This window comes from Xylophilus sp. GW821-FHT01B05 (assembly GCA_038961845.1).
In the GTDB taxonomy this organism is placed as follows: Bacteria; Pseudomonadota; Gammaproteobacteria; order Burkholderiales; family Burkholderiaceae_C; genus Xylophilus.
In genome coordinates, this window is sequence record CP152408.1 from 2047160 (window position 1) to 2069497 (window position 22338).

Genomic DNA, 22338 nt, shown 5'->3' on the forward strand with positions numbered 1-22338 from the left:
GGGGCTGCTGCTATCTTTTTTGTGAAAGCAGAAATCGCCGCCCGCTCAGCCCGGCGGGCGTGCCTGCAAGCCAGGCGCCTACCGCCGCCGCAGCCCGCGCGCGCCCAGCATGGCCAGTGCCAGGCTCATGGCTGCCAGCATCCAGGGCTGCAGCAGGGGGATGGCCGTTGGGTTTACCGGCCCGGCCGCAGCCATGATGGCAATGCCGCCTGGGTCGACGATGCGGCCGTCTGCCGCCAGGTCGCTGTCGCCGGGGCCGCCGTCGGTGATGCTCAGCGTCACGGTGTTGCCCGTGATCTGCACCTGGCTGGCGTCCAGCGCATACCAGTGGTCCTGCGGCTGCTGCGCCGTGGGGCCGTACTTCCAGTACTGCGCGTTGGCCGGCAGGGCATTGCCGGGGTAGCTCAGGCGCAGCGACAGCGTGCGGCCGGCCTGGTCGCAGGTGGCCTGGAAGCTCAGCAGGCCATGGGGCATGGCCGTGGCGCCCGGCGGCAGCGTGGCTGGTGCCGCCGGGTAGCTCACCGTGTCGAAGGCGCAAGTGTTGCCCTGGATATCGGTGGTGAGCGTGCCCTGTCCGCCGGGGCTGGGCGCGCTGTAGCCCGACTGTGCAAACTGCGCCACCACCGTGCAGTCCTGCGCCATCGCGGCCGTGGTGTAGGTGCTGCCCACCAGCGTGCCGCCGCAGGTACCGCCAACACTGGCTATGCGCCAGCCGCTGGCGGGCTGCAGGGTGAACTGCTGCACGCTGCCCAGGTCCAGCACTTGTGGCGTGGCCGGGCTGATCTGCCCACCGGCACCGCTCACGCTGGGCGTGACGGTGGGGGCGGCCAGATAGACCTGGCGCACCGAGCGGTGAAGTGAGGTTGATCCATTCGAGTAGCCGCCGCTGGCCATGCCCTCGGCACGCAGCCACAGGTTGCGGTTGCGCGGCAGCGCGGCGGCATCCAGGCCATCCAGCGCCCAGCCGCCGGGCACATAGGTGGCGGCGCCCAGGTTGGTCCAGCTGGCCTGGTCTTGCGACACCGCAAAGCGCACCTGCGCCAGCTCGGGCCCGCTGCCGCTACGCCACCAGCGCAGGCGGGCGCGGTCTGGCAACAGCTCCAGCGCCTGCAAGGCAGCCTCGGGCACGCTCAACCGGCCGATGCGGTTGCGCGTCTGGCCGCCCAGCTCGGTGAAAAAGCCCCCCACCAGTACCTTGCCGTCGGGCTGCACGGCCAGGCTGAGTACCGTGCTGTTGGCGCTGGGATCAAAGCCCGTGTCCAGCGAGCCATCGGCGTTGAGGCGGGCCAGGTAGTTGCGCGTCTGGCCGCCCAGCTGGGTGAAAAAGCCCCCCACCAGTACCTTGCCGTCGGGCTGCACGGCCAGGCTGTACACCATGCTGTTGGCGTCGGGATTGAAGCCCGTGTCCAGCGAGCCATCGGCGTTGAGGCGGGCCAGGCGGTTGCGCGTCTGGCCGCCCAGCTCGGTGAAAAAGCCCCCCACCAGTACCTTGCCGTCGGGCTGCACGGCCAAGCTGTACACCCAGTCGTTGGCGCCGGGATCAAAGCCCGTGTCCAGCGAGCCATCGGCGTTGAGGCGGGCCAGGCGGTTGCGCGTCTGGCCGCCCAGCTGGGTGAAAGCGCCCCCCACCAGTACCTTGCCGTCGGGCTGCACGGCCAGGCTGAACACCCAGTTGTTGGCGTTGGGATTGAAGCCCGTGTCCAGCGAGCCATCGGCGTTGAGGCGGGCCAGGCGGTTGCGCGTCTGGCCGCCCAGCTGGGTGAAAGCGCCCCCCACCAGTACCTTGCCGTCGGGCTGCACGGCCAGGCTGTACACCGGGTCGTTGGCGCCGGGATCAAAGCCCGTGTCCAGCGAGCCATCGGCGTTGAGGCGGGCCAGGTAGTTGCGCGTCTGGCCTCCCAGCAGGGTGAAAAAGCCCCCGACCAGTACCTTGCCGTCGGGCTGCACGGCCAGGCTGAGTACCAGGTCGTTGGCGCCGGGATCAAAGCCCGTGTCCAGCGAGCCATCGGCGTTGAGGCGGGCCAGGCGGTTGCGCGTCTGGCCGCCCAGCTGGGTGAAAAGGCCCCCGACCAGTACCTTGCCGTCGGGTTGCACGGCCAGGCTGTACACCGAGTTGTTGGCGCTGGGATTGAAGCCCGTGTCCAGCGAGCCATCGGCGTTGAGGCGGGCCAGGCTGTTGCGCGTCTGGCCGCCCAGCTGGGTGAAATTGCCCCCCACCAGTACCTTGCCGTCGGGCTGCACGGCCAGGCTGAGCACCGTGCTGTTGGCGCCGGGATTGAAGCCCGTGTCCAGCGAGCCATCGGCGTTGAGGCGGGCCAGGTAGTTGCGCGTCTGGCCACCCAGCTGGGTGAAACCGCCCCCCACCAGTACCTTGCCGTCGGGCTGCACGGCCAGGCTGTACACCAGGCTGTTGGCGCCGGGATCAAAGCCCGTGTCCAGCGAGCCATCGGCGTTGAGGCGGGCCAGGTAGTTGCGCGTCTGGCCGCCCAGCAGGGTGAAAAAGCCCCCGACCAGTACCTTGCCGTCGGGCTGCACGGCCAGGCTGAGGACCAGGTTGTCGGCGCCGGGATCAAAGCCCGTGTCCAGCGAGCCATCGGCGTTGAGGCGGGCCAGGCGGTTGCGCGTCTGGCCGCCCAGCTGGGTGAAATTGCCCCCGACCAGTACCTTGCCGTCGGGCTGCACGGCCAGGCTGTACACCGTGCTGTTGGCGCCGGGATCAAAGCCCGTGTCCAGCGAGCCATCGGCGTTGAGGCGGGCCAGGCGGTTGCGCGTCTGGCCGCCCAGCTGGGTGAAATTGCCCCCGACCAGTACCTTGCCGTCGGGCTGCACGGCCAGGCTGTACACCGTGCTGTTGGCGTTGGGGTCAAACCCGTCATTGGCGTTTTGCGCTTTCGCGGGCAGGTGCCACAGCCCTAGCAGGCACAGGCAGCAGAAACAGAAGAATGCCCAGCGCCAGAGAGGGCGTGGGGCGGCAGGCCCAAGGGAGGTGCTGGCCATGGCCGCAGGAGCAGAGCAAGCTTGCATGGGAGTATCCGGTTGGTATCTGGAAAGTTACCAAGCGTATCTTGCGTGCGTTAGCAAGACGTAAACGTGCGTGAGCCAGGCAGGTGGGGCCAGGTCCGCCCCGCCGGTGCCGGGCCTGCTCAATCCCCCCGAATCCCCCGCTCCCGTATCAGCTTGCCAAAGCGCACCGCATCCTCATGCGCCTTGGCGCCAAACGCTGCAGGCGTCATGGGCGCGGGCTCGCCGCCCAGGCTGGCCAGGCGGTCTTTGAAGGCGGGGGTGGCCAGGATCTTGTTGATCTCGCGGTTGAGCTTGGCGACTACCTCGGGCGCTGTGCCGGCGGGGGCGTAGAAGCCAAAGAAGCTGTCGGCGTCGAAGCCTTTCAGGCCGGCCTCGTCGAGCGTGGGCACGTCGGGGAAGACGCTGGAGCGCTTGGGGCTGCCAACGGCCAGCAGCTTGAGCTTGCCGGCGCGCACGTGGGTCAGGCCAATGCCGGGGTCGAACATGAAATCGATCTGGCCGCCCAGCAGATCCTGCATGGCGGGCGCGGCGCCTTTGTAGGGCACGTGCACGGTGTCGACGCCGGCCATGTCGCGGAACATTTCGCCGGCCAAATGCGGCGAGCTGCCGTTGCCGGGCGAGCCGTAGCTGAGCTTGCCGGGGTGTGCTTTGGCGTAGGCGATGAGCTCCTGCACCGTCTGCGCCGGGAAGTCGGGCTTGGCCTCTAGAAACACCAGCACCCGCGCGGCGGCGGCCACGGGCACCAGGTCCTTGGCCGGATCAAAGCTCATCTTGGGGTAGATGGCCGGGTTGATCGACACCATGCCGCCCGAACTCATGAGCAGCGTGTAGCCATCCGGCACGGCCTTGGCCACGGCCTCGCCGCCGATATTGCCGCCTGCGCCGGCGCGGTTCTCTACCACCACCGGCTGGCCCAGCGCCTCTTGCAGCGGCAGGGTGACGGCACGCGCGATCTGGTCGGCCGCGCCGCCGGGCGGGAAGTTGACGATGACCTTCACCGGCTTGTGCGGGTAGGCCTGGGCCAGCGCGGCGAATGGTGTTGATGCTCCTAATATGAGAGCTAATAGCCAAGGTGCAGCCTGGGCTAGAGGCCTTTTTTCTTTAAATTTCTGGTGCGGGCGCATGTGATGTGTCTCCTGTTTTATGAGTGAATGGCTCAGGCCACTTCGACCTCGACCAGCGTGGGCCGGGTGGCGGCCAGTGCGCTACGCAGCACGCCGTGCAGCGCATGGGCGTTGCCTACGTGCAGCGCGTCGCAACCCTGGCCGCGTGCGAGTGCGCAGAAGTCGATGTCGGGCAGATCGCAGCCTTGCAGCTGCGCGCCGGGCGCAAAGCCGAAGGTGGGCGCAAATTCCTGCAGTGCGGCGTAGCGCCGGTTCTTGACGATGACGAAGGTGATCGGCAACTGCAGCTGCGCCGCGCTCCACAGCGCCTGGATCGAGTACATGGCCGAGCCGTCTCCGATCAGCGCGATCACCTTCCGTTGCGGCTGCGCCAGCGCCACGCCCACGGCCGCCGGCATGCTGTGGCCCAGGCCGCCGCTGCACATGGTGTAGAAGGTTTGGCTCTGCAGGATGGGCAGGTAGCGGTGCATCACCGAGCGGGCGCTGGGCGATTCTTCGACGATCACCGAATCCGGCGCGCGCAGCTCGGCCAGGGTCTGCAGCAGCCAGGCGACCGACATGCGCTCGCCCTCTGGTGTGGCGCGCGGCGCGGGCGTGCGCGGCGTGGGCAGGCTGCGCGGCGTGGTGGGCGCGGGCCGGGCCAGCAGGTCTTCCACGCCCAGGCGGATGCTGCCGACCGCAGAGGTGCCGACCGGCGCCCAGGCGGCCGTTTGCGGGTCGTCCGTCAGTTGCACCAGCGCCGCGCCCGCCGGCAGGTGCGGGCCAAAGCCTTCGACGTGGTAGGTGAAGGCCGGCGCGCCCAGCGCAAACACCAGGTCGTGGCCGGCCAGCAGGCCAACGATCTTCTCGCGCATGGCCGGCAAGAAGCCGGCGAACTGCGGGTGGTCTTCGGCAAAGCCGCTGCGGCCGGACATGGGCGCGACAAAGACGGCGGCGCGGTGCCGCTCGGCCAGCGCGCGCACGGCATCCCAGGCGCCATTGCGGTCTACCGCAGCGCCCACCACAAAGGCCGGGCGCTGCGCCGCGTCCAGCGCGGCGCCGATCTGCGCCAGCACGGCCGGTTCGGGCCGGTGCTCGGTGCTGACGGTGCGCGGCGCCACCGGCTCGCAGGGCCGGGTCCAGTCGTCGGCCGGGATGGACACCAGCACCGGCCCCTGCGGCTGTTGCATGGCGATGTAGTAGGCGCGGGCGATGGCCAGCGGCACGTCTTCTGCGCGCGCGGGCTCGATGCTCCATTTGACGTAGGGCTTGGGCAGCTCGGTCGCCTGGCCCGAGAACAGAAATGGGTCAAACGGCAGGATCGAGCGCGCCTGCTGGCCGGCGGTGATCACCATCGGCGTGCGGTTCTTGAAGGCCGTGAAGATGTTGCCCATGGCATGGCCCACGCCGGCGGCCGAATGCAGGTTGACGAAGGCCGCGTTGCGCGTGGCCTGCGCGTGACCGTCGGCCATGCCAACCACCACCGCCTCTTGCAGGCCCAGCACGTAGCGGAAGTCTTCAGGGAAGTCGAGGAAAAGCGGCAGCTCGGTCGAGCCCGGGTTGCCAAAGATGGTGGTCATGCCAAAGGCACGCAGCAGGTTGAGCACGGCTTCGCGCACGGTGGTGGTGTTGCCGGCGGCAAGGGCGGAAGAGGGCAGGGCGTCGGGGTGGGACATGGGCTTGCTTGGAGCGGGGGGAAGAATCAGCGTGCCGGCGCGCCAAAGCGGGCCAGGTAGTAGGCAAGGGTGTCGAGGTCAGCCGGCGCGATGCCGCGCAGCGCCTCGGCCATGGCATTGGTGTAGCCGGCGCGCTGGCCAGACTGGAACTCGCGCAGCGTGGTGCTCAGGTAGTCCTCGCGCTGCTGCGCCAGGCGCGGCACCTGCTCGCCACCGCTGAAGTCTGCGCCGTGGCAACTGGCGCACAGGTGCTGCTGCGCCAGGGTCTTGCCGCGTGCCATGCGGGTGGCGTCGGCAGCGGGCGTGGGTGCCGTGGCGGTGGCGGTGGCGCTGGCGGCCGGCATGGCGCCGATGTGGTCAGAGAAGCCGCGCAGGTCGTCGTCCGTCAGCGTCTTGGCGACTGCCGTCATGGCGGCGTTGTCGCGCCGGCCATCGCGGAACAGAAACAACTGCGTGGCCACGTAGAAGCTGGGCTGGCCGGCCAGCGATGGCGCCATGGCCATCTGGCTGCGGCCCTGCGTGCCATGGCAGGCGGCGCACAGGCTGGCATAGCGCTGGGCGTAGTCGCTGGCCGGCTGTGCTGTGGCCGGGCCGGCGAAGCACAGGGCCAGCGCAATCCCCATACAGATCCTGAACACGCTCTCAGGTCCCGCTGTAGCTGATGCGGTAGATGGCGCCGTTGTGGTCGTCGCTGACCAGCATCGAGCCATCCTTCAGCACCAGGAAATCGACCGGGCGCGCCAGGTAGCGGTTGTTCTCCACCAGGCCGGTCAGGAAGGGCTCGGTGCGCGCCACGCCGCCCTTGCCGTCGGGCCAGGCCACTAGCACGTCGGCGTACTTGTTGGTGCGGTTCCAGGGGCCGTGCCGCGCGATGAACATGGCGCCGCGGTACTCGGGCGGGAACATGCTGCCGGTGTAGAAGTTAAGTCCCAGCGCCGCCGCGTGGGGGCCCAGCAGCGCCACTGGCTTGCGGTAGTTCTCGCAGCGCTTGCCCCAGCCAAATTCGGGGTCGGTGAAGTCGCCCTGGTGGCAGTACGGAAAGCCAAAGTGCTGGCCCGGCGCGCTGACCACGTTCAGCTCGTCGTGCGGCAGGTCTTCGCTGAGCCAGTCGCGGCCGTTGTCGGTGAACCAGAGCGCGCCGCTGCCGGGCTCGAAGTCAAAGCCCACGGTGTTGCGCACGCCGCGCGCAATGGTCTCCACGCCGCTGCCGTCCAGGTTCATGCGCAGGATCACGGCGTGGTCGTCGCCCGGCTCGCAGATGTTGCAGGGCGCGCCCACGGGCACATAGAGCTTGTCGTCGTGGATGCGCAGGTATTTCCAGCCGTGCGGCACGTCGCCGGGCAGCTTGTCGTAGACCACCGTGGGTGTGCCGGGGTTGTCGAGCCTGGCCTCGATGCCGTCGTAGCGCAGCACGCGCTGTGGCGTGGCCAGGTAGAGCGCGCCTTTGTGGAACTCGATGCCGGTGGGCAGTTGCACCTTGTCGATCACGGTCTTGACCTGGCGGCTGCCGCCCTGGTCGGTTACCGCATAGACCTTGCCGCCGACAAAGCGGCTGCTGACAAAGACCGTGCCTTGGTCGCCCTGGCGCAGCGCGCGCGCATCGAGCAGGCCGCTGGCCCAGGGCTCGATCTTGAAGCCGGGCGGCAGCTTCATTTTTGCCACGGGCAATTGCGCTGCAGCGGTGGGAATGGGAAAGGCCGGCACCGGCGCCATGCGCTGGGCGGTGTCGCCCTTGGGGCGCCCGCGCGCCCAGAAGGGTTCTTCCTGCGCGGGCGCCTGCTGGGCCGCAGCGGCTGCGGCCAGAAGCATCAGGGTGGCCGCCACGGCGGCGCGCCGGAGGGGGTGGTTCTGCATGGCTGTCTCCTCTTGTTGTGGGGGCAGTGTGCAGGCGGGTGCAACATCCATCAATAAAATAAGCGCACTATCCAATATCAATCTCATGCATATCAACGAGATCGACCTGAACCTGCTGCGCCTGTTCGATGCGGTGCACCGCAGCGGCAATGTCAGCCGCGCGGCCGAGCTGCTGAACCTGACGCAGCCGGCGGCCAGCCAGGGCCTGTCGCGCCTGCGCGCGCTGCTGCACGACCCGCTGTTTGTGCGTGCGCCCGGCGGCGTGGCGCCCACGCCGCGCGCGCAGCGCATGGCCGGCATGGTGCGCGGCGCGCTGGCGGCGCTGGAGCAGGCGATTGGTGAGTCAGAGCAGTTCGACCCGCTGCAGTCGCGCCGCAGCTTCAGGCTGCACATGAGCGACATCGGCGAAGGCCGCTTCCTGCCGGTGCTGATGGCCGCGCTGCGGCAGCGCGCGCCGCATGTGCGCATAGAAACCGCGCCGCTGCCGGTGGCCGAGATCGCCGGCGCGCTCGACAGCGGCCACATCGACCTGGCCGTGGGCTACCTGCCCGAGGTGCGCGACACGCAGCGCATAGACCTGCTGCGCGACCGCTACATCGTGCTGCTGCGCGAAGGCCACCCGTTCACGCGCAAGCGGCGCCGCGCCGACGCCCTGCTGGCCGACCTGCAGACGCTGGACTTCGTCGCCGTGCGCAGCCATGCCGACACGCTGCGCATCCTGCAACTGCTGCGCCTGGAAGACCGGCTGCGCCTGGTCACCGACCACTTCATGGTGCTGCCCAGCATCGTGCGCGCCACCGACCTGGCCGTGGTCATGCCGCGCAACATCGCGCGCAACTTCGCAGAGGAAGGGGGCTACGCCATCGTCGAGCCCGAGTTCCCGTTGCGCGACTTTTTCGTTGGCCTGCATTGGAGCCGGCGCTTTGAGGCCGACCCGGGCGGTGCCTGGTTGCGCGGGGTGGTGGCGGAGTTGTTCCAGGAGCCGCTGGCGGCTCAGTCAGACAAGCGCAGCAAGGCCTCATCACGCCAATAGAGCACGGCCGCCTGCCAACCTTCCCACACACAGCCATTGCAGCCACGGCCGCAACAACTGGTGGGCGCGGGCGGTGGGGCGCGCAGGGCCACGCCGCTGGCCTGCGCCGCCTGCTGCAGCCGGGCCATCATGGCCAGGGCAGAGGGGAGGTCGGTTGGGGGCGGATGGTCGGCGGCTTGCGGGGCGGGCATGGGGTGGATTGTCGGGGACCGTGGTGGCGGCCCTATAGTCCCCGCCATGGCATACGAACTTCATTACTGGCCCGGCATTCAGGGCCGCGGCGAATTCATCCGGCTGGCGCTGGAGGCGGCGGGCGCGCCCTATATCGACGTGGCCCGCGGCCCCGAGGCAGAGGGGCAGGGGCTGCCGGCAAGCCAGCGCTACCTGGAGGGCAAGAAGGTAGTGCATCCGCCTTTTGCGATGCCCTTCCTGAAGGATGGCGACGTGCTGGTCGGGCAGACCGCAGCCATCCTGCAGTACCTGGCGCCTGAGCTGAAGCTGGTGGCGCGCAGCGAGCAGGCGCGCATCTGGACGCACCAGATCCAGCTCACGCTGTGCGATCTGGTGGTGGAGGCGCATGACACGCACCACCCGGTTGGTTCCGGCCTGTACTACGAAGACCAGAAGCCCGAGGCGCTGCGCCGCGCCCAGGCCTTTTGCAGCACGCGCCTGCCCAAGTTCCTGAACTGGCTGGAGAGCATCGTGGCGCGCAACCCGGCCGGACAGCGGCACCTGGTGGCCGGCAAGCTGAGCTATGCCGACCTGTCGCTGTTCCAGTGCGTGGAGGGCTTGCGCTATGCGTTTCCCAAGGCCACGGCGCGCGTGCTGGCCAAGACGCCCGGCGTGGTCGGCCTGCATGAGCGCGTGGCGGCGCTGCCCAAGGTGGCGGCCTACCTGCGCAGCGAGCGGCGCATTGCCTTCAATGAAGAAGGCATCTTCCGCTGCTACCCGGAACTGGATCTGTAGCAGGCCAGCGCCCAGCGACCGGTTCAGGGCGAATGGGGGAATTGCGGAATTTAAGGAAAAAGTGCCTCTAGCCCAGGTGCAGCCTGGGCTATTAGCTATCAATTTAATAGTTTTTGGGTTTCAGCAAACCCCGAAGAATTCCCCATACATGCCGATCTGCGGCGCCAGCATGTGCAGGCCGGCGTGCACCGCCAGCCCGCGCTGCGCAGCGGCCTTGAGCAGGGTCGTCTCTGCCGGCTTCATGATGATGTCGGCTACCACGGCGTGGGCTGGCAGATCGTCAATCGCAAAGGGCAGCGGGTCTTCTGCGCGCATGCCGATGGGCGTGGCGTTGATGACCAGATCCGCCCCGTGCAGCGCCGGCGCAGCCGTTGCCGTGGCGATGCCGGGCCGGTAGGCATTCAGGCGCGCGGCCAGTGCATTGGCCTGCGGCAGGCGGGTGTCGGTCAGGCTCAGGTGGGTGATGCCGGCCTGCGCCAGCGCTGCCGCAATCGCCACGCCGGCACCACCCGCGCCAAACAGCGCCACGCGCCGGCCGGCAGGGTCATGCCCTTGCGCGCGCAGGCCCTGCACAAAGCCCAGGCCGTCGAAGTTTTCTGCGAACCAGCTGCCATCAGGCTCGCGCCGCAAGGCATTGGCCGAGCCGGCCAGCTGCACCGTGGTACTGGCCTTTTGCGCGTGCGCGCAGATGGCGAACTTGTGCGGGATGGTCACCAGGATGCCGGCCAGGTTCTCTACCCGCTGCAGCCCGTCGACCACGGCCGCCAGTTGTGCCGGCTTGGTGTGCACGGCGATCATCACGGCGTCTACGCCTTTGCTTTGGAACAGGCGGTTCATCAGCATGGGCGCCTGCACCTGCGCCACCGGGTCGCCCAGGTGGGCGAACCAGCGGGTGGCGCCGGTGGGGCTGGGGATCAGCAATGCGTCAGGCATCAAGTGCCCCTCAGTGCGCAGAGGCAGCACTCGCCGCGCTCTGGCGTCCCTTGACATAGGCCGCCACGATGGCGATGCCGATCGGCACCGTCAGCGCCAGGAACAGCTGGCCAAAGTTCCACTGGAAGCTCAGCAGCACCGCGCCAATCGATGCGCCGCTGATCGCGCCAAAGCGGCCGATGCCGGTCATCCAACTGGTACCGGTGGCGCGCATTTCGGTGGGGTAGTAGTTGGCGGACATGGCCGTCCAGCCGGTGTTGGTGGCGTTGATGCAAAAGCCCAGCATGAACACCAGCGCCATCAGGCCGTACAGATCAGGGTTCAAGTTGCCCAGCGCAATGGTGAAGATGCCCGCGCCCAGCAGCGTGCCCATCATCACCTTGTGCGGGTTGAAGCGGTCCATCTCCCAGCCGATCACGATGTTGCCCAGCGTGCCGCCGACCTGCATCATGGCGCCAACCAGCGCCGCATCGGCCAGCGAGAAGCCATCGTCCTTGACCATGATCGGCAGCCAGCTGTTGAGGAAGTACACCGTCAGCAGGTTCATGAACAAGCCCACCCACAGCGCCGCCGTGACGGCGGTGTGCGGCCTGGAGACGATCAGCTTGATCGCGCCCTTGCCGGCTTGCACGCGCTCGGCTGTGACGATGGTGGTGGATGCATTCACCGTGTTCGGTGCGATCTGGTTGACGATGCGTTCCAGCGCGGCACGCCCGCCCTGCTTCACGGCCAGGAACTTGGCCGACTCTGGCAGCGTGAAGCACAGCACCAGCGCGAAGGCCATCGGCACCACGCCGCCCACTGCCAGGATCGACGCCCAGCCGTGCGTGGTGATCAGGTAGTTGGCAATAAAGCCACCGCCCGCCGCGCCCAGCGTGAAGCCGCAATACACCACCGTCACCATCAGCGAGCGGTACTTCTTGGGCGCGTACTCAGACGCCAGCGTGGCCGCGTTGGGCTGCGATGCGCCCAGGCCCAGGCCGGTCAGAAAGCGCAGCACCGACAGCACTGCGATGTTGGGCGACCAGGCCGATGCCAGGCTCATCACGCCAAAGAAGAACACCGAGGCAATGATCACCTTGCGCCGGCCAAAGCGGTCGGCCAGCGGGCCACCTGCGAGCGCGCCAATCGCCAGCCCGAACAGGCCCATGCTCAGCACCGGGCCCAGCGCCTCGCGCGGAATCTTCCAGTCGGCCACCAGCGCCGGCGCGATAAAGCCCATGGCCACGATGTCGAAGCCATCGAGGATCAGGATGGTCAGGCACAGCAGCAGGATCTTCCACTGGAAGGGCCCGAAGGGCCGCGAATCCAGGAACTCCTGGATGTTGAGTTGGGGGGACGCTCGCATCTCTATGTCTCCGTTGATTGAAGGTTGGCAGGGCGGGGCGGTGCCCAATGCTGGTCAGTTAAATCAATACCCCCGTTCGGGCTGAGCTCGTCGAAGCCTGGTGCCGTAGCTACCAGCCCTTCGACCGGCTCAGGGCGAACGGAACTGACCGAACAGCATTGGGGCTAGCCCAACAGGCCCCGCATGTAGTTCAGGCTGTCGACCACGGCCTGCTCGTCGTTGGGATAGGCCGGGTGCAGGTAATCGATCTCCAGTGCCAGCAGGCCGGTGTAGCCCTGCTTGCGCAGCGCTTCGAAGGCGCGCGGCATGTCGATCAGGCCCTGGCCCACCGGCACGCTGGGCCAGAAGGCAAATTCGCGCGGGTTGCCGCGCTGGGCCGTGATGTCCTTGACATGCGTGGCGCGGGTGTAGGGCGCGAGCTTCTCGATCGCCACGGCCGGGTCCTCCAGTAGGCGCAGGTTGTTGGCGGTGTCCAGGCACACGCCCAGCCAGGGGGAGGCTATGGTTTCCACCAGCTCCACCAGCTCGTCAGCCAAAAAGTCGATGTGGTTCTCTATCGCCAGCACCACCTCATGCGCGCGGGCGTGGGCCACCGCGTCCTGCAGCAGCGGCAGCAGCTTGGCCTTGTGCGTGGCCCAGTTGGCCGGCCGGGTGCGCCGGCCGCCGCAGCAGATGCGCATCACCTTGGCGCCAATGGCGGCGGCGATCTCGGTGTGGCGCTTCAGGTCGGCCACCTCGTGCGGTGCATCGCCCGAGCGCAGGCCGGCCGGGTGGCCCCAGGCCCAGACCCGCTCCAGCCCAAGCGCATCGAGCTGGTTGCGCAGTTGCGTGACCGCCTCGGCCGTTGGGTTGGGAAAGAAGCAGGACTCCAGCGACACCCCGGCCACGCCCAGCGCATGGGCGCGCAGGAGGAAGTCGTGCATCGTCATGCGCGAGCCCGGGTCCTGCTCCAGGCCGGGGTAAATCTCACCGAAGTAGCGGTGGTAGCTGTACGAGTCAATGGCGATCTTCACGGGGGAACCTCTGGGCGCATGGGGCTAAAGTCCGGCAATCCGGTCTTGATTGGTTTAGGTTACCAAGTGGATTACTATTTCATTTATGGGGTAAACCCGAGTTTTCATTCCAAATGGAATGCCAAACCAGCTGGGGTAGGATTTCTGCCACGCGGCAAACAGCCGCATTGACCCCTCAGGAAACCCCATGGCCTCTGTGCGTGACCGCGCTCTTTCCATCGTCGAACTGCTGGCGCGCAACGTGCAGGGCCTGCCCATGTCCGAGGTGGCTGACCGGCTCGACATCCCGCGCACGGCGGTGCACCGCCTGCTGGCCGACCTGAAGGACACCGGTTACGTGAAGCAGGACCCGAACACCTCGCAATACCTGCTGACCGTCAAGCTGGCATCGCTAGGCCTGAGCTACCTGGCCGCCACCGGCATCACCGACGCCGCCCAGCCCTTGCTGGACGACCTGGCCGAAGCCAGCAGCGAGCTGGTGCGCCTGGCCGTGATCGAAGGCAATCAACTCACCTGGGTCGCCAAGGCGCAAGGCGCACGCACCGGCCTGCGCTATGACCCAGACGCCGGCCTGGACGTCTACCTGCCCGCCACCGCCAACGGCCTGGCCTGGCTGGCTGCCGTGAGCGACGAGCGCGCGCTGGAGCTGATCGCCGCCCAAGGCATGGAGCGCACCCGCGACATGGGCCCCGGCGCCCCCCAGACCCTGCGCGCCCTCATGGCCCAGGTAGAAGAAACCCGCGAGCGCGGCTACGCCGTAGTCTTCGATGCCTACGAGGCCGGCACCAGCGCCATGGCCACCGCCATCCGCCAGGAGGGCAGCGGCGAGCCCATCGCCACCGTCAGCATCGCCGGGCCGTCGGTGCGCATGACGCCAGAGCGCATGGCGCTGCTCGCGCCGCAGCTACAGGCCTGTGCGCAGGGCTTGGCGCTGGCGAGCGGGAGCTCGCCGATGTTCGGGCGCCGCTGACGGGCGGTCTCAGATCTTCGGGGCCGTGACGGGGGTTTTGCCGCTCCGGTCTTGAAGCATTCCTTCAAAAGGCATGCGGTGTTAGGTGCTTTTTCTTTTTAATGCCCGTCCCTACAGTTCGTTTGCGACTGACGGAAGACCGACTGCCGGTTTTCCCGATAGCTGCAAATCCAACTGAGGAAACGTCCAAATGAAAAAGCTCATCACCGGTGCAATCGCTGCCGTTGCGATGGCCTTCGCAGCATTCAGCTATGCGCAGAAGGCCCAGCCTCTTGGCTACATGATTGCCAACTACCAGATCAACGACCAGGCTGGCTACCAGCGCTACATGGATGCAGCGGGCTCGCTCGCCCCGAAATTCGGCGGGAAGATCATCGTGTTCAACCTGAACGCGACCGCTGTGGAGGGCAAGCCAAAGTCGGTCATGGCCATCGCCGAATTCCCCAGCCTGGCGGATGCCCAGCGCTTCTACCACTCGCCCGAATACACGGCGGCGAAGCAATTCCGCATTGCAGCGACCGAGGGCTCAGTCGTCATCACGGAAGGGTTTGCTCCTTTTCCGCAGCAGTAAGTGCAGCTGGAAACAAGCCTCAACCTGATACCAGGAAACATGGCATGAGCAAGCAAAGTGAGCCCCATCTTGAGCCGCAAGCCATCCCCTCGCATGGCCGGCGCAATCTGCTGAGGGCGAGCGCCGCCTTGGCCACCACGCCTCTGCTGATTGCCGGCTCGGGCGGTGCATTGGCCGCAGAGAACCAGGCAGTGAAGGACATCGCCATGGGCGACGCAAAGTCACAAGAGTTCATCAACGGTCTTGCCGACCTGATGGCGCATTCCACCCGTACGCCCATCCTGCGGTGGCCGAATGAGTACGGCATGGAGTACGAAGAGATCTTCTTCCCGGCAATGGATGGCGTGACGATCGAGGGCTGGTTCATCCCGGCCAAATCTGACCGCCTGATCATCTGCAACCACCCCATGCCTTGCAACCGCTATGGCTATCCAGGGCACCTTGACCCCTGGAAGGATTTTGGTGGCTTCGAGGTCAACTTCCTGCCGGAATACAAGATCCTGCACGACGCTGGCTACAACATCATTGCCTACGACATTCGCAACCATGGCCGCAGCGGAATGGGCAGCGGCGGGGTCAACGGCCATGGCGTGCTCGAGTACCGGGACGTGATCGGTTCACTGCGCTACGCCAAATCGCGCCCCGATACCAAGAACATGCGCACAGCGCTTTACAGCCGCTGCCTGGGGGCCAACGCCAGCATCGTCGGCATGAAGAAACACCCCAAGGAGTTCGCGCACGTCAAGGCGATGATTGCCTTGCAGCCTGTCACGCCGCGTGTGTTTGTCGAGACCGCGGTGGAGAACCAGAAGGTCGCCAATGGGGTTGCGCTGTTTGACGCGGCCTTCCACAAGCGTACCGGCTATCACCTGGCGGATGTCTGGCCCATGGAATACGCAAAGGCCGTCACCGTCCCGACGCTCGTTGCGCAGGTACGCGACGACTTCCTGACCAAGCCCTCCAACGTCCAGGAGATCTACGACACCTTGTCCTCCCGCGACAAGAAGCTGTTCTGGATCGAAGGAACCGACCAGCGATTCCAGGGCTACAACTACTTCGGCCAGAACCCCAAGCTGGTGCTGGATTGGTTCGACAGTCATATCTAGGAGAACACCATGTCTGAAAAGAAAGTTTGGTTCATTACCGGTGCGGGCCGTGGTTTGGGCGTGGAGCTTGCCAAGGCCGCGCTGGCCGCCGGCCACGCTGTTGTTGCCACCGGACGCGATCCGCAGAAGGTCACCGCGGCCGTTGGCGAGCACGATCAGCTGTTGAGCATCCAGCTCGACGTCACCAGCCCCGAAGCTGCGCAGGCAGCGGTGGCAAAGGCCATCGAGAAGTTCGGGCGCATCGACGCTGTGGTCAACAACGCGGGCAATTTCTACGCGGGCTTTTTTGAAGAGCTCAGCACTGAGCAGGTTCGCAGCCAGATCGAGACGCTGCTGTTTGGCCCGATGAACGTTGCGCGCGCCGTGTTGCCGGTGATGCGCAAGCAGCGCTCTGGCTTGCTGATCAACATCTCGTCGACCGCAGGCATCGCTGGTGGCATGTTCTGCACGGCGTATGCCGCGGCGAAGTTCGGCATCGAAGGGTGGACCGAGTCGCTCATCCCTGAGATCGAACCGTTTGGTATCCGCACGATGCTGGTCGAGCCCGGCTTCTTCCGCACCGAACTGCTGAGCGCCGGCTCCACCACGTACGCCGAGCCCACCATCGGCGACTATGCCCAGCGAACCCGGGAAACCGTCAGTGCCTGGAGTGGTATGGACGGCAAGCAGGGCGGGGACCCTGCCAGGCTTGCGCGGGCCATTGTGCAGCTCGCAGCGCTTGACGTGCCGCCGGCCCGCTTCGCTGCTGGCGCCGATGCGGTGCAGACCTTCGAGGCCAAGGCAAAGGCCTTGCTCGACCAGGCCAATGCGCATCGCGAGCTGTCTTCTTCGCTTGCCCATGACGGCGCCTGATGAGCAAGCCACCTATCGAACCGCTTGAGGCGGATGACGCAGCCGGGCGTGATCGTCGTGAATTCATCAAGACCGGGATGGTCGCGGCGGCTGCGGCCTTGCTGCCGGGTATTGCCGCCAGTGCCGCAGAAGCGGCCCCTCGAACCGCCACGAAGAAGGTCCTCGTCATCAACGCCCACCAGAAGTATCCGGGCATCAGTGAGGGCCGGCTCAACCGCACGTTGGCGGCCTTGATCAAGGATGAGATGGAGCAGAAGGGCTACGAGGTCCGGGAGACTTACATCGAGCAGGGCTACGACGTCGGCGCAGAGGTTCAGAAGCATCTATGGGCAGACATCATCGTCACCCAGTCGCCGATGTTCTGGTTTGGACCGCCCTGGATCTACAAGAAATACGTCGATGAAGTGTTCACGGCCGGCATGCTTCAACAAAGCTTTATCAGCGGCGATGGCAGGGCCCCGGGTGACCCGGGCAAGCAATACGGCACGGGCGGAAAGCTGCAGGGCAAGCAGTTCCTGCTTTCACTGACGATGAATACGCCCAAAGAGGCATTTGACGACAAGAACCAACAGCTGCATGCGGGCCGGTCTCTGGAGGATCTGTTTTCCGCGACGACTGCTGTCTACAAGTTCTGCGGCATCGAGGTTCTGCCGGTGTTCGGCTCTTTCGATGTCATGAAGGCTCCGCAAATAAGTCGTGATATGAGCCGCCTGAAACAGCATTTGGCGAGCTTGTGATTGATAGCTTCAAGATGGATTTAACAGGTACCCGGATGAATCAAGAATCGAAAAAATTGTTCGAACCGCTCGCCTTCGCCAAGGGCATTGTTCTGCGCAACCGCGTGGCGATGGCGCCCATGACGACCTGGGCTGGCAATGCAGACGGGACGGTGTCCGACGAGGAGCTTGCCTACTATCGCCGCCGGGTGAATGGGGTCGGGCTCGTCATTACTGGGTGCTCGCACGTCCTGGCAAACGGCATCGGCTTTACCGACGAATTTGCCGCTTACGACGATAGCTTCATTCCAAGCCTGCAGCGCTTGGCAGAGGCCGCAAAGAGCGGTGGCGCACCCGCGGTTCTCCAGTTGTTTCATGCGGGCAACAAGGCTGTGCCGGGCTTGGTGCCGGGCGGCGAACTCGTCAGCGCCAGCGCCGTGCGTACCGAGGCGGGTCACTTCGGTGTGCCGGCGCTCACACCGCGCGCGCTGACCCACAGCGAGATCCTGGACGTCATTCGGGCGTTTGGCGATGCGACGCGACGCGCCATCGAGGCCGGGTTTGATGGCATTGAACTGCACGGTGCCCACGGCTTTCTGATTCAGAACTTCTTCTCGCCAAGGTTCAACCAGCGGGCAGATGGGTGGGGTGGTTCGCTTGAGAACCGTATTCGCTTCCCGTTGGCTGTGGTGCAAGAGGTGCGACGGGTCATCGAGGCCCATGCCACCCGGCCCTTCTTTCTTGGCTATCGGGTTTCGCCGGACGAGCCGGGCGAGGGCGGATTGCGGATTGACGATACCTACGTGCTCGTTGACAGGCTTGTCGACAGCGGCATCGACTATCTCCACGTTTCGTTGGCGAGCATTCTTGACACCGTGCCAACCGGAGGCACTGGCGACAAAACGACGGCGAAGCTGATTCTGGAGCGCGTCGGCGGGCGCGTGCCCGTCATTGCTGCCGGGCAGATCCGGCTGCCCACTCAGGCCAGGCAGGCCCTGGGTCTTAGCCTGCCTCTTGTCGCGCTCGGTCAGGCCCTGGTGATGAACCCGGATTGGGTGGAGCTTGCGCAGAACGGCCTGGATGAACAGATCGACACCGCGCTGATCCCGGCGGAGCTTGCGCAGGCCGCCATTCCGCCAAAGCTGTGGTCCGTGATCGAGGCTACTCCGGGTTGGTTCAAGCTCCAGGCCGCGCCACCGCACATTCCGGCCCGCGCGAATCGGGCCGAGTGAGCCATGACTGCTGAACGGCCCGCGATCTTCGCGGCTGCAGTTAGCCACCACCAGGCAACACGGCGGATGACCGGGAGCAAGCAGTTGGCCCTGTTCGCCGTGGTGGCCGCCGTGCTCGGGGTTACTGCCTTCGTTGCCATGGCGGTGAAGGACCAGAGCTATGCCTCGAGCGCTGCTTACGCACCAACAGACGAACCGAACCGCAAGGTCGCGGTGGTGTATTACTCGCGCTCAGGGCACTCGGAGGCTGTCGCACGCGAGATCGCGCGCAGCTTCAACGCCCCGATTGCACGGATCAGTGCGCGGGAGTACCCGCTTGATTTCTCAGGCCAGGGCAAGGCCGTGCTGGATGCGAATGGACAGACGCTTCCGCATATCGAGGTCGAGCCCATCGACCTGGCTCCTGCGCGTCGCGTCTTCCTGGTTTCGCCGACCTGGATGTTCCGGCCCGCAACGCCGCTGTGGGCTTATGTGGAGCAAACCGACCTGACAGACAAGGAGGTCGTGCTCTTCACGACTGGCAACAGCCGCTTTGAACAGACGGAGATTGATGCCTTTTCGAAGCGGATCGAGGCACACGGTGGGCGGTTTGTCCACCACGTCTTCCTGCGCCGCGGCCGCATCTATTGGCAGATGAGCCGTGAGCAGCTTTTGGATGAGGTCAGAGCCGAAGTGAATGCGCTCAGGTAAGAGCGGATGGCATGTTCGAACTGAAAGGAAAAATGGATGAGGAAGACTATGAGACGTTGGCAGATGAACGCCGTTGGCCGGGAGAGCCTGAAGCTTGCCGAGGTCGAGGCACCGCAGCCGGCACGGGGCGAGATACTGGTTGAGGTGGCCGCCGTATCGCTCAACTATCGCGACAAGCTGATGATCGAGACCGGCATGGGTCTGGATCTTGCCTTTCCCTTCACGCCCGGGTCAGACCTTGCGGGGACGGTGATCGCGGTGGGCGAAGGGGCGGGCCGTTTCCAGGTGGGGGACCGGGTGATCTCGACGTTTTCGCCGGGCTGGATTGAGGGCAAGCCGCTGGGCGATGCGCGCACGGCGCCCTACCTGGCGCTTGGTGGCGCTTACCCCGGTGTGCTGGCAGAGCAGGTGGCCTTTCCGCAAGACTGGTTTGTTCGTGCGCCTGCTTCGCTGGATGACGCGCAGGCAAGCACGCTGCCATGCGCAGGGCTCACCGCCTGGTTCGCGCTGGTGGAGCGCGGCAAGCTTTGTGCGGGGCAGACGGTGTTGGTCGAGGGCACCGGCGGCGTGGCAATTTTTGGCCTGCAGATCGCCAAGGCCCATGGGGCTGAGGTCATCGTCATCTCTGGCTCGGCAGCCAAGCTTGAAAGAGCGAAGAAGCTCGGCGCGGACCACGCCATTGACCGCAGTGCCGAGGACTGGGTCGAGGCGGTCTGGCGCCTGACGGCGAACCGCGGCGCAGACCAGATCCTGGAAACCGTCGGCGGCGCGCATCTTGAGAAGGCGCTTCAAGCGGTTGCCGTCCACGGGCATATCGCCGTGATCGGCGTGCAGGATGGGTTCGACATCTCGTGTTCGGCGGGGCCGTTGCTGCTGAAGTCTCCAACGATTCAAGGCATAAGCGTGGGCCATCGGCGTGCGCTGGAGGATTTCGTCCGCGCCATTGATGCCACCGGCATCACGCCGGAGATTGACGCGCGCTACGCGTTCGCTGACCTGCACGCCGCGCTGGACCACCTCGACCGCGGGCCTTTCGGCAAGCTCGTGATCGACGTCGCGCGGCATGCCTGAGTGAACTGAACGGCGCCCTTGAGTCCAAATTTGACGAACCGTTTGCCGATAGGCCATCGCGGGTGCAGATCACGCAGTGTTCATCCGGGGCAAATCCCGCATGCGCCTGATGTCGCGCAGCGGCGGCGCGCCAAACAGCCGGGCATATTCCCGGCTGAACTGCGACGCGCTCTCGTAGCCCACGCGTATCCCTGCGGTCCCGGCATCGAGGCCCTGGTTCAGCATCAGTTGCCGGGCCTCCTGCAGGCGCAGCTGCTTCAGGTATTGCATGGGGCTCATGCCGGCCACGGCGCGGAAGTGCTGGCGGAAGGTCGATGGGCTCATGTGTGCCGAGGCCGCCAGCTCGTCTGCGCTGACCGGCTGCGCAAAGTTCAGCCTGAGCCAGGTCATGCTCCTGGCCACCTGGTAGCCCGGCGAGCCGGCCGCCACCAGGCGCTGCAATTGCGGGCCGTGGCGGCCGGAGAGCAGGCGCACGATGACCTCTTGCTGGATCAGCGGCGCCACCTGGTGGATCAGTTGGGGCTCGTCCAGCAGTTCGACGAGGCGCGTCACCGTGCGCAGCAGCGCAGGCTCGATATCGCCGAGCGACATGGCCCGATAGCCGTGCTGCTCCTTTTGCGGCTGCGGCAAAGCCATGTCGGCGGCGGTTTGTGTAATGGCCTTGGGGTCGAGCCTCAGCATCACGCCCAGATAGGGTTCAGCCGCGCTGGCCTGCGTGACATGCGCGACCACCGGCAGCTCGGCCGTCGTCAGCAGCGATTCACCGGCGGAGTAGTTGAAGACCTCGTCGCCGAGTGCCGCGCGCTTCTTGCCACTGGCAACGATGGCCACGCCAAAGCCGTAGATGCAGTGCATCGGCGCTGTCGCGGAACTGCGGCGGTGTACAGAGAGCGCCGGGATGGCCGTCATGTGGTCGCCATCGTTTTGGGCAGTGTTGGCTATGGCCCGGACCAGTTTGTCCAGAACCGCGGCCTCGCTTGGCGGGGGCAGGCTGGGCGATCCCATGTGAATCCTCTCGAAGGTGCTGCAAAAAAGTCTAGCGCTGGCCCGGGCGCGCGCCCGCCTTTTCAACGCAGATTCGTCGTTTCAGGCAAGAACTGGCGCGGATTCGGCAAGCGATACAGGCCCTCTTGGGCAGACACTGGCTGGCGCCCCTCGCGCACACATGGACACACTGCTCGCCGCTCTTCGCCGTACACCGCAAAAAGCCGGCCCCAGACCGGCCCAGGCGCGCGAGCGCACCCCCACAAAAGGATGAAAAAAATGACCAAAGACTGGAACCCGTCGTGCGGCGCTGGCCGCTCCGCCGCCCCCCGGCCCTCCTTGGCCGCCGCTCTCGTTGTTGCGCTGGGTATTGGCGTGAGCGCCGCCTGGCCGGCCGCCGCCATGGCCAGCCAGGCGCTGGCGCAGAAGTACACCTGCGTGGCCTGCCACCAGCCGGCGACCAAGGTGGTGGGCCCCTCGTGGAAGGACATTGCCGCCAAGTACGGCGATGGCAAGACCACGGCCGCGCAGCTGGCCGCCAGCATCAAGGGCGGCAGCTCGGGCAAGTGGGGCGCCATGCCCATGCCGGCGCAGGCCCAGGTCCCCGATGCGGACCTGCAGGCGCTTGCGCAATGGGTGCTGGACGGCGCGAAGTGATCGCCCGCCGCACCGGCCGACAAGCTTCATCCATCCCCCACACGGAGATCTGCACATGAGCGCCCTCAACATCAATGGCCGTGAACATTCGGTCGACCTTGACCCCGGCACCCCCATCCTCTGGGCCCTGCGCGACACGCTGGGCCTGACCGGCACCAAGTTTGGCTGCGGCGCCGCGCTGTGCGGCGCCTGCACCGTGCATCTGGACGGCCAAGCCATCCGCTCGTGCATCACGCCCATCTCGGCGGCCGAGGGCAAGAAGATCACCACCATCGAAGCCGCCACCGACGGCAGCGACCGGGTCGGTGCTGCTGTGCACGCCGCCTGGGTCAAGCACGACGTGGCGCAGTGCGGCTACTGCCAGAGCGGCCAGATCATGAGCGCCACGGCCTTCCTGCAATCGCTGCCACGCGGCAAGAAGCCAAGCCCCGACGAGATCGACTCGGCCATGGCCGGCAACATCTGCCGCTGCGGTACCTACGCCCGCATCCGCGCCGCGGTGGCCGATGCCGCCACCACCCTCGCCTGAAGGAGCCGCC

General features: G+C 66.3%; 22 protein-coding genes. 12 read left to right on the top strand and 10 right to left on the bottom strand.

Features of this window, described 5'->3' with window-relative positions:
• Positions 1-78: 78 nt before the first annotated feature.
• The 5 genes from AAFF27_09560 to AAFF27_09580 all read right to left on the bottom strand — a co-directional run bounded on the left by AAFF27_09560 (position 79) and on the right by AAFF27_09580 (position 7657).
• Positions 79-3024 (bottom strand): IPTL-CTERM sorting domain-containing protein, encoded by a 2946-nt coding sequence (locus tag AAFF27_09560; protein XAH25418.1) that lies wholly within the window; start codon positions 3022-3024, stop codon positions 79-81.
• A 119-nt stretch (positions 3025-3143) separates the two neighbouring features.
• Positions 3144-4148, bottom strand: a complete 1005-nt coding sequence (locus tag AAFF27_09565) for a tripartite tricarboxylate transporter substrate binding protein (protein XAH25419.1) — start codon at positions 4146-4148, stop codon at positions 3144-3146.
• A 32-nt stretch (positions 4149-4180) separates the two neighbouring features.
• Entirely contained in the window at positions 4181-5803 is a 1623-nt protein-coding gene (gene mdlC, locus AAFF27_09570) for a benzoylformate decarboxylase (GenBank protein XAH25420.1), read from the bottom strand.
• Between the two features lie 26 nt (positions 5804-5829).
• On the bottom strand, positions 5830-6426 hold the full coding sequence (locus tag AAFF27_09575) for a c-type cytochrome (GenBank protein XAH25421.1): 597 nt from the start codon (positions 6424-6426) through the stop codon (positions 5830-5832).
• 19 nt (positions 6427-6445) lie between these two features.
• Entirely contained in the window at positions 6446-7657 is a 1212-nt protein-coding gene (locus AAFF27_09580; protein XAH25422.1) for a PQQ-dependent sugar dehydrogenase, read from the bottom strand.
• An 85-nt stretch (positions 7658-7742) separates the two neighbouring features.
• Between AAFF27_09580 and AAFF27_09585 the strand changes: the two genes are divergently transcribed.
• Positions 7743-8690, top strand: a complete 948-nt coding sequence (locus AAFF27_09585) for a LysR family transcriptional regulator (protein ID XAH25423.1) — start codon at positions 7743-7745, stop codon at positions 8688-8690.
• On the opposite strand, the gene AAFF27_09590 is transcribed toward AAFF27_09585, so the two are convergent.
• Positions 8651-8881 carry an oxidoreductase-like domain-containing protein gene (locus AAFF27_09590; protein ID XAH25424.1) on the bottom strand — a complete coding sequence of 77 codons (231 nt, stop codon included), beginning with the start codon at positions 8879-8881 and terminating at the stop codon, positions 8651-8653. The genes AAFF27_09585 and AAFF27_09590 overlap by 40 nt on opposite strands.
• Before the next feature lie 46 nt (positions 8882-8927).
• On the opposite strand from AAFF27_09590, the gene AAFF27_09595 reads away from it, so the two are divergent.
• Positions 8928-9656 (top strand): glutathione S-transferase, encoded by a 729-nt coding sequence (locus tag AAFF27_09595; protein XAH25425.1) that lies wholly within the window; start codon positions 8928-8930, stop codon positions 9654-9656.
• A 120-nt stretch (positions 9657-9776) separates the two neighbouring features.
• Here the strand turns inward: AAFF27_09595 and AAFF27_09600 are convergent, their stop codons facing one another.
• The 3 genes from AAFF27_09600 to AAFF27_09610 all read right to left on the bottom strand — a co-directional run bounded on the left by AAFF27_09600 (position 9777) and on the right by AAFF27_09610 (position 12950).
• Positions 9777-10589, bottom strand: coding sequence for a shikimate dehydrogenase (locus AAFF27_09600; protein XAH25426.1), 813 nt, complete (start codon positions 10587-10589; stop codon positions 9777-9779).
• A 10-nt stretch (positions 10590-10599) separates the two neighbouring features.
• The gene (locus AAFF27_09605; protein XAH25427.1) at positions 10600-11937 is read right to left on the bottom strand and encodes an aromatic acid/H+ symport family MFS transporter; all 1338 of its coding nucleotides are present in this window, start codon (positions 11935-11937) and stop codon (positions 10600-10602) included.
• A gap of 164 nt (positions 11938-12101) precedes the next feature.
• Positions 12102-12950, bottom strand: coding sequence for a sugar phosphate isomerase/epimerase family protein (locus tag AAFF27_09610; GenBank protein XAH25428.1), 849 nt, complete (start codon positions 12948-12950; stop codon positions 12102-12104).
• 187 nt (positions 12951-13137) lie between these two features.
• Between AAFF27_09610 and AAFF27_09615 the strand changes: the two genes are divergently transcribed.
• From AAFF27_09615 to AAFF27_09650, 8 genes are all read left to right on the top strand, one after another.
• Positions 13138-13920, top strand: coding sequence for an IclR family transcriptional regulator (locus tag AAFF27_09615; protein ID XAH25429.1), 783 nt, complete (start codon positions 13138-13140; stop codon positions 13918-13920).
• Between the two features lie 190 nt (positions 13921-14110).
• On the top strand, positions 14111-14491 hold the full coding sequence (locus AAFF27_09620; GenBank protein ID XAH25430.1) for a DUF1330 domain-containing protein: 381 nt from the start codon (positions 14111-14113) through the stop codon (positions 14489-14491).
• A 44-nt stretch (positions 14492-14535) separates the two neighbouring features.
• Positions 14536-15597, top strand: coding sequence for an alpha/beta hydrolase (locus AAFF27_09625; protein ID XAH25431.1), 1062 nt, complete (start codon positions 14536-14538; stop codon positions 15595-15597).
• 9 nt (positions 15598-15606) lie between these two features.
• Entirely contained in the window at positions 15607-16449 is an 843-nt protein-coding gene (locus AAFF27_09630; protein ID XAH25432.1) for an SDR family oxidoreductase, read from the top strand.
• Positions 16449-17186, top strand: a complete 738-nt coding sequence (locus AAFF27_09635; protein XAH25433.1) for an NAD(P)H-dependent oxidoreductase — start codon at positions 16449-16451, stop codon at positions 17184-17186. The genes AAFF27_09630 and AAFF27_09635 overlap by 1 nt, the downstream gene beginning before the upstream one ends.
• A gap of 35 nt (positions 17187-17221) precedes the next feature.
• Complete coding sequence (locus AAFF27_09640; protein XAH25434.1) at positions 17222-18397, top strand: NADH-dependent flavin oxidoreductase; 1176 nt, start codon at positions 17222-17224, stop codon at positions 18395-18397.
• Between the two features lie 3 nt (positions 18398-18400).
• Positions 18401-19087, top strand: a complete 687-nt coding sequence (locus tag AAFF27_09645; GenBank protein XAH25435.1) for a hypothetical protein — start codon at positions 18401-18403, stop codon at positions 19085-19087.
• 36 nt (positions 19088-19123) lie between these two features.
• Complete coding sequence (locus AAFF27_09650; GenBank protein ID XAH25436.1) at positions 19124-20158, top strand: NAD(P)-dependent alcohol dehydrogenase; 1035 nt, start codon at positions 19124-19126, stop codon at positions 20156-20158.
• A gap of 69 nt (positions 20159-20227) precedes the next feature.
• Here the strand turns inward: AAFF27_09650 and AAFF27_09655 are convergent, their stop codons facing one another.
• The gene (locus tag AAFF27_09655; GenBank protein ID XAH25437.1) at positions 20228-21067 is read right to left on the bottom strand and encodes an AraC family transcriptional regulator; all 840 of its coding nucleotides are present in this window, start codon (positions 21065-21067) and stop codon (positions 20228-20230) included.
• A 354-nt stretch (positions 21068-21421) separates the two neighbouring features.
• Here AAFF27_09655 and AAFF27_09660 point away from each other — a divergent pair, with 354 nt between their 5' ends.
• Together AAFF27_09660 and AAFF27_09665 are read left to right on the top strand one after the other, a co-directional pair.
• Entirely contained in the window at positions 21422-21799 is a 378-nt protein-coding gene (locus AAFF27_09660; GenBank protein ID XAH25438.1) for a c-type cytochrome, read from the top strand.
• A gap of 55 nt (positions 21800-21854) precedes the next feature.
• Entirely contained in the window at positions 21855-22328 is a 474-nt protein-coding gene (locus AAFF27_09665; GenBank protein XAH25439.1) for a (2Fe-2S)-binding protein, read from the top strand.
• Positions 22329-22338: the final 10 nt, after the last annotated feature.